The organism is Luteibacter yeojuensis (genome assembly GCF_011742875.1).
GTDB classification, from domain to species: domain Bacteria; phylum Pseudomonadota; class Gammaproteobacteria; order Xanthomonadales; family Rhodanobacteraceae; genus Luteibacter; species Luteibacter yeojuensis.
In genome coordinates this window covers 406,003-419,050 of the sequence record NZ_JAAQTL010000001.1, presented here as the reverse complement: position 1 = coordinate 419,050, position 13,048 = coordinate 406,003, and the positions used below count along the sequence as shown (strand labels likewise).

Annotated in this window: 9 protein-coding genes; all 9 read right to left on the bottom strand. The window is 67.6% G+C overall.

The genetic code is table 11. The annotated features are described in order from the left end of the window. Positions 1-995 precede the first annotated feature (995 nt). The 9 genes from HBF32_RS01775 to HBF32_RS01735 all read right to left on the bottom strand — a co-directional run bounded on the left by HBF32_RS01775 (position 996) and on the right by HBF32_RS01735 (position 12,987). Positions 996-1,625, bottom strand: coding sequence for an FMN-binding negative transcriptional regulator (locus HBF32_RS01775; RefSeq protein WP_166697921.1), 630 nt, complete (start codon positions 1,623-1,625; stop codon positions 996-998). Between the two features lie 4 nt (positions 1,626-1,629). Continuing rightward, complete coding sequence (gene zipA, locus HBF32_RS01770) at positions 1,630-2,625, bottom strand: cell division protein ZipA (RefSeq protein WP_166697920.1); 996 nt, start codon at positions 2,623-2,625, stop codon at positions 1,630-1,632. A 22-nt stretch (positions 2,626-2,647) separates the two neighbouring features. Then, positions 2,648-6,148 carry a chromosome segregation protein SMC gene (smc, locus tag HBF32_RS01765; protein ID WP_166697919.1) on the bottom strand — a complete coding sequence of 1,167 codons (3,501 nt, stop codon included), beginning with the start codon at positions 6,146-6,148 and terminating at the stop codon, positions 2,648-2,650. Between the two features lie 133 nt (positions 6,149-6,281). Then, on the bottom strand, positions 6,282-6,545 hold the full coding sequence (locus HBF32_RS01760) for a BolA/IbaG family iron-sulfur metabolism protein (RefSeq protein WP_166697918.1): 264 nt from the start codon (positions 6,543-6,545) through the stop codon (positions 6,282-6,284). Then, complete coding sequence (locus HBF32_RS01755) at positions 6,542-6,841, bottom strand: YciI family protein (RefSeq protein WP_166697917.1); 300 nt, start codon at positions 6,839-6,841, stop codon at positions 6,542-6,544. The genes HBF32_RS01760 and HBF32_RS01755 overlap by 4 nt, the downstream gene beginning before the upstream one ends. 26 nt (positions 6,842-6,867) lie before the next feature. Then, a complete protein-coding gene (lysS, locus tag HBF32_RS01750) occupies positions 6,868-8,400 on the bottom strand; it encodes a lysine--tRNA ligase (protein WP_166697916.1) in 1,533 nt (510 codons plus the stop codon). A gap of 57 nt (positions 8,401-8,457) precedes the next feature. Further along, positions 8,458-9,583 (bottom strand): peptide chain release factor 2 gene (gene prfB / locus HBF32_RS01745; RefSeq protein ID WP_166697915.1). Its coding sequence is split into 2 segments (ribosomal slippage): positions 8,458-9,507 and positions 9,509-9,583, totalling 1,125 coding nucleotides; the frame shifts between segments, so codons are not numbered across the junction. 103 nt (positions 9,584-9,686) lie between these two features. Next, positions 9,687-11,357: an asparagine synthase B gene (asnB, locus tag HBF32_RS01740; RefSeq protein ID WP_166697914.1), complete on the bottom strand. Its 1,671-nt coding sequence runs from the start codon at positions 11,355-11,357 to the stop codon at positions 9,687-9,689. A gap of 274 nt (positions 11,358-11,631) precedes the next feature. After that, positions 11,632-12,987 (bottom strand): formimidoylglutamate deiminase, encoded by a 1,356-nt coding sequence (locus HBF32_RS01735; protein WP_166697913.1) that lies wholly within the window; start codon positions 12,985-12,987, stop codon positions 11,632-11,634. Between the last annotated feature and the right edge of the window lie 61 nt (positions 12,988-13,048).

Below are 13,048 nucleotides of genomic sequence, written 5' to 3'. Positions count from 1 at the left end.
CAAGCACCGCGGTTCTACAACCGCTTCTGCCTGACTGGCAGAAAGCCTTACAGGTGGAAGGTGCCGCCCGGAAGGTTCGGTGGGCGCGGGCGTGCCGTATGATCGGGGGTAGCCAAAATCAATCCTCCATTTGAGCCTAGTTGGTTTTGGTCAGCGAACCGAGGGTGTTTGCAGCACCTTCGGTTCGCGCTTCTCACCACATCTAGCGATGGTTGTCTGCGTAGCGTTTTCGTGTCGACAGCGCAGGCAACGGCCCGAAGGTAGCAAACGAATTCCCTGTTGTCTGTAGGCGCTACTGAAGCGTGGCAACAGCTTGGATGCGCGCTCGGGCGATGAGCGTGGTCGACTGATATCGGGTTTACGATCATTCGCAATCGGGCGTGTTTTCGCGAGCACCCATCGCCGCTGAAGCGGCTCCCACACAAAGCACGGTTCCTCCCCCTCACCGTAGCACCCGCGAAAGCGGGTGCCCAGCGACTCGTTCCACAAGAAAGCGACAGCGCACCATCGGTTCCGCTTTTCCAACACGACACCTCACCACATCAAGGCCAGCCGCCGTCCCCCTCGCCGCGATGTCTGGAGTCGAGGGCGGTCGGGCGGACAAGACCCCGAAGGGGCGCCGGCCTGGACGGCCGGCGGTCTTCGTCGAGGCAGGATGCCGAGTCGAAGACTCCCGCCCGACCGCCCGGGTCCGCCGGGGCGTCAGCCATAAGACATTGAGCCGCGCAGCGGCTCCTCCTTTCCCAAGGAACGACGTAAGCCTTCGCGGCGAGGGGGACGGCGGCTGGCCACTTCGTCGCGGCGCAGGCGCCGAGCGCGAGGCCGCAAGGCGAGCCCATCCTACGAAGCAAACGAGCAACATAGATGCGGCGGCGAAGCCGCATCAGGCATGAACTCGCGATTAGCGAGTTATCCGATCACGTAGGTAACGATACGAAGCGCAGGAGCGATAAGACGCTGGGTTCCTGCTTTCGCAGGAACGACGTGAGGGGGTATTAGATCGAGCGCATCGCTTCCGCGATGGCTTGTTCGTTGTCGCCGGCACGCTGGTTCAGCAGCTGTGCGGAACCTTCGCGATCCTCGGCCGGCCGGTTCTGGCCGAGTTTCCATTTGCCCTCGATGCGTGCGAGGGGGATGCGGATGCCCACGATGCCTCGCAGCATCGGGGTCACGTAATCGGCCGGTGCGTCACTCAATTTCCACGGCTGCGCCTGATCGCCGTCGTGCTCCGACTGGATGGTCAGGCGGGTCAACAGATCCAGTAATCGTGGGGCATCGGTGAACGTTTCCGGCATGCCGTAAGCGTGCACGGCGATGTAATTCCAGGTGGGCACCTCGCGGTGATGCGTCGCCTTGCCTGGATAACCGTTCGGTGAGATGTACGCGTGCGGCCCGGTGAAGATCGCCAGGACTTCACCCGGATGGCGCACGATGTGGTCGTTGCCACGGGCCACGTGCGCATACAGCGTGCCCATCGGGCCTTCGTCCCGCGCCAGCACGAACGGCACGTGCGTGGCTTCGATGCCGCCCTCGCCCGCCGTGACCAGCGTGCCGAAAGGATTCGAACGCATGGCGTCGTGCAATACCGGCAGGCGCGCTTCGACGAAGTCCTTCGGCGTGTACACGGATCTATTGCCCGAACTTGATTTCTTCGCCCTCGTGCCCGCGATCCCAGCCCCGCAGTTCGTCGCGGATGTGCGCGATGCGCTGGCGGCCGAGCGCGTTGCGCTCCTCGTCGAGTACGAGACCGTCGAGGAGCTCGGCGAGGCGCTGCGCCGTGGGGAGCATCGCGTCCCATGCATCCAGGGCCGGGACCGGACCCGGCAACGCCATGAAAAACGAGAGACCCGGCGTCTGCAGCGAAGCGATGCGCGCCATGTCGAAGTTACCCGGCTTCACGAGGTTGGCCACGCTGAAGATCGGCCCCTGTTCCGGGTGACCGTCCACCAGGCGGTGGTAGATGCCCATGTCGCCGAATTCGAGGCCGGCCTTCTCCGCCGCGACGACCAGATCGGAACCGTTGAAGCGGCTACCTTCGCGCGCCACGACATATAGGCTGACGATCCGCTCGACCGGCGCGTTCGACGGGCGGCGGCCCAGGTCGGATCGCGGCGGCGGCGTCCGCGGCGGCGGCGGCGGTGGCGGGGCGGGCGTTGGAGCGGGTGCCGGTGCCGGCGCGGCGGCCATGGGCTCATCGACCTCGAACGGCAGGTCCAGGCGCGGGTCCACGCGGGCCGGACGCGGCGCGGGCTCTTCCGGCATCGCCGGTGCCGGGGAGGCGGTGCGTTCGCCCGCGAGCGAGGCGCCGAGGCGCTCGAGCTCCGCCCGAAGGTCGACGTCGAGTTCGCCCTGCGCGGGCTTCGGGTTGAACAGCGGATCGTTGGCGTCTTCGTCGTCGCGCGCGGGGAACGATGCCATCGCGTCTTCCCCGGGCTGCGCCTCGTCGCCGAACACCGGCTCGCGGCGCTCGCGCGCGCGCTCCGGCGATTCCTGCACGGGCTTGCGTCGGCCCTGCTCCTTGCGCGGCTGGCCGAACAGCCAGAGCAGCACGAGCACGACGATGCCGACGAAGAGCATCGGGATGCCTACCGCGGGATTCCAGGCGAGGCCGATGGCGGGGTTCATGGTCGATTCCTCGAATAATGCTTCAAGCGACGCCGGCGAGCTTGGATGCCTCGGCCAGATCCACCTGGACGAGGCGCGAGACGCCCGGCTCGCGCATGGTAACGCCGCAAAGCTGGTGTGCGGCCTCCATCGTGGCCTTGTTGTGGCTCACGAAGATGAACTGCACCTTCTCGCTCATCTCGCGGACCATGGCGGAGAAGCGGCCTACGTTGGCTTCGTCCAGCGGTGCGTCCACCTCGTCGAGCAGGCAGAACGGCGCCGGGTTGAGGCCGAAGATGGCGAACACCAGCGAGACCGCCGTGAGCGCTTTCTCACCGCCCGACAGCAAGGTGATGTTGGACACGCGCTTGCCGGGAGGACGGGCCATGATGGCCACGCCGGTATCGAGCAGGTCTTCACCGGTGAGTTCCAGGTAGGCGTGACCTCCGCCGAACAGGCGCGGGAACAGCTCCTGCACGCCGGCGTTCACGCGGTCGAAGGTTTCCTTGAAGCGCTGACGGGTCTCGCGGTCGATCTTCTTGATCGCGCCCTCCAGTGTTTCGAGCGCGCCGCCGAGGTCGGTCAGCTGCGCGTCGAGGTATTCCTTGCGCTGCGACTGCTCGGCGTGTTCCTGGATGGCGGCGAGGTTCACCGGCTCCAGCCGTGCGATCTTCTGCGACAGGTCCACCAGCTGCTGCTGCCAACGTTCCGGCTCGGCGTCCTCCGCCAGCTCGGCCAGCAACGCCTCCAGTTCGAGACCCGAGGCAAGGATGGCCTGGGCCAACTGCTCGGCGCGCAGTTGCAGCGCCTGTGCGGCGAGGCGCTTCTCGGACACGCTCTCGCGTACCTGGTTGAGCATGTGCTCGACGCGCTGGCGGTCCTGTTCGAGCTTGCGGAATTCGGCGTCGCAGTCCTCGAGGGCGCGGCGCGCCTCCACCAGCTGCCGGTCGACCAGCAGGCGCTGGTCGAGGTAGGTCTGGCGTTCGGCTTCCAGTTCGGCGATCGGGTCGGAACCGGCGGCAAGCTGCTGGTCGATCTCGTCGCGCCTCGCCACCACCTGGCGCAGTTGGGTGTCGAGTCGCGCGAGCGCCTGCTCGAGCGACGTCAGCGCCGCACGCTTGGACTCCATGCCCAAGGCGAGCTGGTGCGCCTGGTCGGCCGCCTCGCGGGCGTTGATGCGCGCTTCCTCGCGCGCTTCGAGCAGTTCGCGGCGCTCGTTCTCCAGTCCGCGGCGCTCGTCCTCGCGATCGCCCATGTGACCCACGGCCTCGTCGAGGCGCGCGCGGGCTTCGCGGGTCTGGCCTTCGAGTTCGTCGAGCTGGTCGACGATCGTGGCGATTTCGCCGCCCACCTTTTCGGCGCGCGCCCGCGCCGTTTCCATCTTGCCGCGATGACTCTGCAGCTGGCCGGCGAGTTCCGAGAGACGGCGGTGCGCGGCGTAGAGGTCGCGCTGCGCGTCGTCGCGCTGGCGTTCGGTTTCGAACTTGCGCGTGCGCAGGCCTTCCAGTTGTTCGGTGCGTTCCTCGATGGTGGCCTCGAGCGTTTCGACCTGCTCGGCCAGCTGGCGCAGATCGCGCTCGCGGGCGAGCACACCCACCTGGTTGCCCTGCGCGCGGCGCACGCGGACCCAGCCCGGGCCCATCCAGGCGCCGTCGCGAGTGATGACCGACTGGTGCGCGGCGAGCGAGCCGAGACGCGCGGCGGCCTCGTCCACCGATTCGGCAATGAAGACGTTGCCGAGCAGGTTCACGGCGGCGACAGGGCCGCGCACGTGCGCGGCCAAGGTACCGGCCATGCCGGGGCCGCCCTGCGCACCGGCGAACAGCGCCACGTCGGCCTGGCCCAGCGACTCGAATTCGGCCGTGAGCGCTTCGGGCGCATCGACCAGCACGCCGTCGAGCACGCCGGCGAGCACGGTTTCCACCGCGGATTCAAAGCCGGCGTCGACCTGGAGCGATTCGCCCAGGCGGCGGGAACGGTCGAGCCCCAGGCGGGCGAGCCAGCCGCTGGCGGCGGATTCTTCCTGCCCGAGGGCGGCGGTCTGCAACGCTTCGAGCGAGGCCTGGCGACCACGCGCGGTCTGCAGCTGCTGGCGGGCGTCGTTAAGCGCGGACTGGACCTGGCGTTCTTCCTCGAGCGCACCCTCATAGGCGGACTTGTGCTGATCGAGCACGCCACCGAGCTGCTCCACGCGCTCGCGCTGCGTCTCGTGTTCGGTGTCGAGCTGCTCGGCTGCGGCATCCAGCGCGGCCACGTCGGTGGCGCGCTGTTCGGCTTCCAGCGTCTCGCGGCGCCGCGACAGGTCGACCGACTGGCGATCGAGGTAGGCCAGCTTCGTGCGTTCCACTTCCGCGGCGCGGCTCGATTCCGAAGCGCCGCGCGTGTGCGCGTCCCAGCGCTGCTGCCAGTCGGCCAGGCGCGCCTCGGTGGCGCGCTGCGCCTCGCCGGTCTCGTCCTGGATCTGCTGCAGGGCTTCGAGTTTCGGCTCGCCTTCGGCCAGCGCCATGCGCAGGGTTTCGATCTGCTCGCGGTCGGCGGCGATGTGCCCCTGCAGTTCCTCGTGTTCGCGCTCGGCGTCGGCGCGCGAACGCGTCAGGCGCTCGCTCAGGTCGCGGTTGTGACGGACCTGCTGCTCGACGCGGGCGATCTCGGCACCGACCTTGTAGACCTCGGCCTGCACCTGGTTGAGGTGCTCGCTGGCCCCATGATGGCGTTCGCGCACGCTTTCGAGCTGCGCCTCCACCTGGCGCTGCGAGGCGAGGTGCTTCTCGATTTCCAGTTCGGCCTCGCGCAGGCCCGAGCCTTCGCCTTCGTGCTGGCGATGCAGGGTGCGGTATTCCAGTGCGCGCAACTCCGCCTCGCGGCGGGTGTGCTCTTCCTTGAAGGCTTTCCAGCGCTCGGCCGCGCGGGCCTGGCGGTTCAGGTGGTCGAGCTGCTTCTCGACCTCGTCGCGCACGTCCCGCACGCGGTCGAGGTTCTCGCGCGTGGACTTGATGCGGCTCTCGGTTTCCTTGCGCCGCTCCTTGTACTTGGAGATGCCGGCGGCCTCCTCCAGGTGCGTGCGCAGTTCCTCCGGCGCGGCCTCGATGATCTGGCTGATCATGCCCTGCTCGATGATCGAGTAGGAACGCGGGCCGAGGCCCGTGCCGAGGAACAGGTCGGTGATGTCGCGGCGGCGGCAGCGCGCGCCGTTGAGGAAATAGGCGGACTGGCCGTCGCGGCTCACCACGCGTTTCACCGAGATCTCGGCGAAGCTGGCGTATTCGCCCTGGATCGTGGCGTCGCTGTTGTCGAAGATCAGCTCCACCGCGGCCTGGCCCACGGGCTTGCGCGCACTGGAACCGGAGAAGATGACGTCGGTGAGGGAGTCGCCACGCAGGCGGCTGGCCGCCGACTCGCCCATGACCCAGCGAATGGCGTCGATGATGTTCGACTTGCCGCAGCCGTTGGGGCCGACGACACCGGTCATGTTGGTGGGCAGGTGCAGCGTGGTGGGATCGACGAAGGACTTGAATCCCGCCAGCTTGATGGTGGTCAGACGCATTATGGTTTCCGTTGGGACGCGGCCGCGGGCTCCGTTCGAGAGTCTCCCCCTGGCTGACCAGTCACTTTGCCAAAGGGGGGCTGCGCGCGCAATACGCGAATACGGATGAAGTTAAAGCGCTAACCTGTTGTTTCTATTCGCCGGGAGCTTTAGCCTCGATCGACAGGGCATGGATGCCGTCCGGCATCATCTCCGCCAGGGCGTCGTATACCATGCGGTGTCGCTGGATCGGGTTCTTCCCGGCGAAGGCGCGGCTGACGATGCGGGCGAAGAAATGCCCCTTGCCCTCGCCCGTGTGGCCTGCGTGCTTGTGGCCCTCGTCGATCACGTCCAGCTCGACCGGGGCCAGGGCCGCCGTCAGCAGACGGCGGATGCGCTCGATCTTCTCGACGGTCACGGCAGGACCACGCGGAACGGACGGACGGCGACCTCGCGGTAGACGCCCGCCTCGACATAAGGATCCGCATCGGCCCAGGCCTGCGCGGCCGCGAGTTCCGGGAACTCGGCGACGATCATGCTGCCGTCGAAACCGGCCTCGCCCGGATCTTCCGAGTCGATGGCCGGAAACGGGCCGGCAAGCTTCAGTCGCCCCTCTTCAAGCAGCGCCTTCAGGCGCGCGAGGTGGGCGGGACGAGCAGCCATGCGTTTTTCGAGCGAGTTCGGATGATCGAGGGCAACAATGGCATACCACATGAAAGACGACTCCGGAATGGCGAGGCTCAGGCCTCGGGGCGCATGGTCGGGAACAGCAGCACGTCGCGGATCGACGACGCGCCGGTGAGCAGCATGACGAGGCGGTCGATGCCGACGCCGAGGCCGCCGGTCGGCGGCAGGCCGACTTCCAGCGCACGGATGTAGTCGGCGTCGTAGTGCATCGCCTCATCGTCGCCGGCGTCCTTCGCGTCCACCTGGGCCTGGAAACGCGCCGCCTGGTCTTCGGAGTCGTTGAGCTCCGAGAAGCCGTTGGCGATCTCCTTGCCGTTGATGAACAGCTCGAAGCGGTCGGTGATGCCCTTGTCGGTGTCGCTTTCGCGCGCGAGCGGCGAAACCTCCACCGGGTGATCGGTGATGAAGGTCGGCTGGACCAGCGTGTGTTCGACGGTGGCCTCGAAGATCTCCAGCAGCAGCTTGCCCCAGCCGTACGACGGCTTCACCTGGATACCGAGCCGCTTCGCATGCCCGGCCATCGCCGCGCGGTCGCGCAGTTCGCCCGGCTTGATCTCGGGATTGAGTTCGAGCACCGCGTCTTCCATGCGCCAGCGGCGGAACGCCGGGCCCAGGTCCACGGTGGCGCCATCCCACTCGATCCGCGTATGGCCCACGACGTCGGCAGCGGCCGAACGGATCATGCCCTCGGTGAGGTCCATGACCTCGTGGTAAGTGGCATAGGCCTGGTACAGCTCGAGCATCGTGAACTCGGGGTTGTGCCGCGTGGACACGCCCTCGTTGCGGAAATTGCGGTTGATCTCGTAGACGCGGTCGAAACCGCCGACGACGAGGCGCTTGAGGTAGAGCTCCGGCGCCACGCGCAGGAACAGCGGTATGTCGAGCGCGTTATGGTGCGTGGTGAACGGCCGTGCGGTGGCGCCGCCCGGAATCACGTGCATCATCGGCGTTTCCACTTCCATGAAGCGGCGCGGCTCGTCCTCGAGCCACCGGCGCACGTGGCTGATGATCTTCGAACGCAGCGCGAAGGTGCGCCGCGATTCCTCGGTGACGATGAGGTCGACGTAGCGCTGGCGGTAACGCTGTTCCACGTCGGCGAGGCCATGGTGCTTGTCCGGCAGGCCACGCAGCGACTTCGTCAGAAGACGGAGCGAGTCCACCCTGATCGAAAGCTCGCCCGTCTTGGTGCGCATGACGACGCCGGTCGCACCGACGATGTCGCCGAGGTCCCAGCGCTTGAAGGCCTCATAGCCCTCCTCGCCCAAGGTGCCCTGGTGCACGAAGAGCTGGATGCGGCCGGTGCCGTCCTGCATCTGCACGAAGCTGACCTTGCCCTGCCCGCGCATCAGGATGATGCGGCCGGCGACCGCCACGCGGCGCGGCGCGGCGTCGATGGCCTCGGCGGTCCAGGTATCCTTGTCCGCGAACTCCTCCTGCAGGTCGCCCGCGAAACTGTCGACCTTGAAGTCGTTCGGATAGGCGATGCCCTGCGCGCGCAGCGCTTTCAGTTTCTCGCGACGCTCGGCGATGAGGCGGTTCTCGTCGGCTGCGGTAGCGGAGGCTGTGGCGTTGGCGTTTTCGGTCATGGTGTGGGTGGCGGCTTCTGGTAGAGAAACGGGGCGGCGATGCGCCCCGGAGGTAGATCAGGCATCGACGCGCTTGGAACCGGCCTCGAGGCCCGCCTTCAGGCTGGCTTCGACGAACTCGTCGAGATCGCCGTCGAGCACTTTCTGCGTGTCGGAACGTTCGATGCCGGTGCGGAGATCCTTGATGCGCGACTGGTCGAGCACGTAGTTGCGGATCTGGCTGCCCCAGCCGATATCGGATTTGGACGCTTCCAGCGCGTCCTTTTCGGCGTTGCGCTTCTGCACCTCCAGCTCGTACAGCTTCGCCTTCAGCATCTTCATGGCGCGATCGCGGTTGGCGTGCTGGCTGCGCTCGGTCTGGCACGCCACGACCGTGTTCGTCGGGATGTGCGTGATACGCACGGCCGACTCGGTCTTGTTCACGTGCTGGCCACCCGCGCCGGAGGAGCGGTAGACGTCGGTCTTGAGGTCGGCGGGGTTGATATCGATCTCGATGTCGTCGTCCACTTCCGGGGACACGAACACCGAGGTGAAGCTGGTATGCCGGCGGTTGTCGGAGTCGAACGGGCTCTTGCGCACCAGGCGGTGCACGCCGATTTCGGTCTTCAGCCAGCCGTAGGCGTAGTCGCCCTCGACGCGGAACGTGGCGGACTTGATGCCCGCGACTTCGCCGCCGGAGACTTCCATCAGCTCGGCCTTCCAGCCGCGCGATTCGGCCCAGCGCAGGTACATGCGCAAGAGCATCTCCGCCCAGTCCTGCGCCTCGGTGCCGCCGGCGCCGGCCTGGATGTCGACGAACGCCGGCGCGGCGTCGAGCTTGCCGGAGAACATGCGCTGGAATTCGAGCTTGCTCACGCGGGCGTCGACCTTGTTCAGGTCCTCCACGATGGACTGCACGGTGGCCTCGTCGCCATCGGCGGCGGCCATGTCGAGCAGTTCCTTCGCATCGTCGAGCGCGGCGGTCATCTCGTCGATGCCGGTGACGATGGTGTCGAGCTGGGCGCGTTCGCGGCCAAGCTCCTGCGCGCGCTTCGGATCGTCCCAGACGGTGGGGCTCTCGAGCTCGCGATTGACTTCTTCTAGGCGTTCTTTCTTGACGGCGTAGTCAAAGATACCCCCTAAGCGACTCGACGCGGCCCTTGAGGTCCGCGATCTGCGCAAGGATCGGATTGGTCTCGATCATGATTTGGCTGGCCTGGCATGGCGGCGCTGGAGCACGCCGGCTAAACGTTGAATCTTAGCAAAAGTGCTGCGACGCCGCACCGGACAGCTTTGTGCGGGAAGGCTCAGCTTTCCAGGGCCTCCCGGTGGACGCCGCGCACCGCCCGCCCCGACGGATCGGCCGCCGCCGCGAAGGCCGGGTCCCAGGCAAGGGCCGCGGGCGACGAGCAGGCGATCGACTTGCCCCCCGGGACCGTGGCCGCGCAGGCCTCGCCCGGGAAGTGCTTCTCGAACAGGGAGCGGTAGAAATACGCCTCCTTCGTGGCCGGGGTGTTATGCGGGAAGCGCGAGGCCGCGGCGGCGAACTCGCGGTCGGATACCTGCCTCGCCGCGTGGTCCTTCAGGCCGTCGATCCAGCCGTAACCGACGCCGTCGCTGAACTGCTCCTTCTGCCGCCAGAGGATCTCCGCGGGAAGCGCGCCTTCGAAAGCCTCGCGGAGGATGCCTTTCTCGATGCCCTTGCGGGCCACCATCTTCGCCTCGGCATCGAAGCCCATGGCCGTGTCGAGGAAATCGAGGTCGAGGAACGGCACGCGCGCCTCCACGCCCCAGGCCGACATGGACTTGTTCGCGCGCAGGCAGTCGTAATAGTGCAAGGCGTCCAGCTTGCGGACGGTTTCCTCGTGGAAGGCGCGGGCGGACGGCGCCTTGTGGAAATAGAGGTAGCCGCCGAAGACCTCGTCCGAACCCTCGCCCGACAGCACCATCTTCACGCCCATCGCCTTGATCCGTCGCGCGAGCAGGAACATCGGCGTGGAGGCCCGGATGGTCGTGACGTCGTAGGTCTCGATGTGCCGGATCACCTCGGGCAAGGCGTCGAGTCCCTCCTCCAGCGTGTAGCGGAACCCGTGGTGCACCGTACCCAGCGCCGCCGCCGCGATCTCCGCGGCCTTCAGGTCCGGCGACCCTTCGAGGCCGATGGCGAAGGAATGCAGTCGCGGCCACCAGGCCTCCGCGCTGTCGTCGTCCTCGACCCGGCGCCGCGCGAAACCGGCGGCCACCGCCGCGACGAGGGAGGAATCCAGGCCGCCGGAGAGCAGCACGCCGTACGGCACGTCCGTCATCATCTGCCTGTGCACGGCGGCTTCGAAGGCCGCGCGGAGCGTCGCGGGCTCCATCGGTTCCCCCCGCGTCGCATCGTAGTCGCGCCAGATGGGCACGCGGTAGGGCACGGCTTCGCCGCGCTCGCTGTCGTAGACGTGTCCCGGCGGGAACGGTGCGACGTCCGCGCATACGCCTACAAGCGATTTCATTTCCGAAGCGACGTAGAGGCGCCCTTCCCTGTCGTGCCCCCAGTACAACGGGCAGACGCCGAGGGGATCGCGGGCGACAAGGTAACGCCGACGTCGCGCATCCCAGAGGGCGAAGGCGAAGATGCCGTTGAGCCGGGGGAGGAAGTCGGTGCCGTGCTCGCGGTAGAGGGCGTTGACGACCTCGCAGTCGGAGGCGGTGGTGAAGGCGTAGTGGCTGGCGGCGCGCAGTTCGCGATGGTTGTAGATCTCCCCGTTAACCGCCAGCGCCAGCTCGCCGTCCACCGAGCGCAGGGGCTGTGCGCCGCTGGCCGGGTCGACGATGGCGAGGCGTTCGTGGACGAGGATCGCACCCTGGTCCACGTACACGCCGCTCCAGTCCGGGCCGCGATGACGCTGCCGCTGCGAAAGCTCCATCGCCCGTGCGCGCAGGGCGCCGAGGTCGTCGCCGGCGGTCAGTCCGAATATCCCCAGGATCGAGCACATGCCTTCATTCTCCTGATCAAAATGCACCCAAAGAAAAAGGCCCGCCTGGAGGGCGGGCCTTTCGTGTATGCCGGTGGTTTCGCTTGCAACCGCCTACACGCCGACCCTCCCGAGGTACCGGGCATTATTGGTATTGGCGTTATTGGCGGCGATGCGAATCATGGCCTCGACTAGAACACGATCCGGACGCCGACGCAAGCTTGTGGCAGCCGCTTCAGCGGCGATCCCGCGGCAGCGGGCAAACGTGCGGCGCCGCTGAAGCGGCTCCCACAGGTCAGGCCGCGGCCAGCTTTTCGACCACGGCGCGATAAGCCCGCGCCGCGGCCCCTTCGGCCGCATGTGCGAAGTCGCGCACGCGCCACTGGCCACCCACCATCACGTCGCGCACCAGTGGCGTGTTACCCGCGAACAGGAAGCTGTCGATCACGTCCGCCTCGCCGCGCGCGGCGAGCAGCGGCGAGCGGTCGTCGAGCACGAGCAGGTCGGCCCGCGAGCCCTCGGCGAGATGGCCGATGTCGCTGCCCGCGGCGCGGATGCCGCCGTCGAGGGCGCGCTGCCACAACGCCGTGCCGACGCTTTCTTCCGCCATGCGCGCGGCGACGTTGCGGTGCCGCGACACGAGGCGCTGGCCGTACTCCAGCCAGCGCAGTTCCTCCACCGGCGAGACGGAAATGTGCGAGTCCGAGCCGATGCCGAACGTGCCGCCCGCGTCGATGAAAGCGGCCAGCGGGAAGAGGCCGTCGCCGAGGTTGGCCTCCGTCGTGGGGCAAAGACCGGCCACCGCGCCGCTCTTCGCGACGCGATCGGTCTCCTGCGCCGTGAGGTGCGTGGCGTGGACGAGCGTCCAGCGTGCATCGACCTCGGCGTGGTCAAGCAACCATTCGACGGGGCGGGCGCCGCGCAGGGCCACGCAGTCCTGCACCTCGCCGATCTGCTCGGCGATATGGATGTGGATCGGCAGTCCTTTCGCGACGCCGGTCGCCAGCAAGGCGCGCATCGCCTCTTCCGGCACGGCGCGGAGCGAATGCAGCGCGATGCCCAGGGTGAACATGTCGTCCTGCAGGGGCGCCAGGCGCTCCAGCAGGCTCACGAAACTTCCCACGTCGTGGCGGAAACGCTGCTGCCGCTCCGACAGCGGTCGCCCGTCGAAGCCACCGCTCATGTACAACACGGGCAACAGCGTCAGCCCGATGCCCGCCTCCCTAGCCGCCTCCATGAGTGCCAGCGACATCGCGGCCGGATCGGCATAGCGCACGCCGCGCGGGCCATGGTGCAGGTAGTGGAATTCGCAGACCTGGGTGTAGCCCGCCTTCACCATCTCGACGTAGAGCTGGGTGGCGATCGCCTTGAGGTCGTCCGGATCGATCGCCTCCGCGAAGGCATACATGGTCTCGCGCCAGGTCCAGAAGCTGTCCTCGCCCGGTCCGCGGCGTTCCGCCAGCCCGGCCATCGCGCGCTGGAACGCATGCGAATGCAGGTTGGGCATGCCGGGCAACACGAAGCGGCCGATCCGCTCGGTCACACCCTGCGCCGCGGCGAAGCGCGTGCCGGCGACGCCGAGCCCCGTCTCGTCGGCACGCCACGCGCCTCGTTGCCAGAGGAAATCGGCGTTGACTGCGGCATTCGACATGGGGACGTCCTAGAAAGGGGTGCGCCATGGTACTCCGCCATCAAGGCGCTGGACCCCTGCC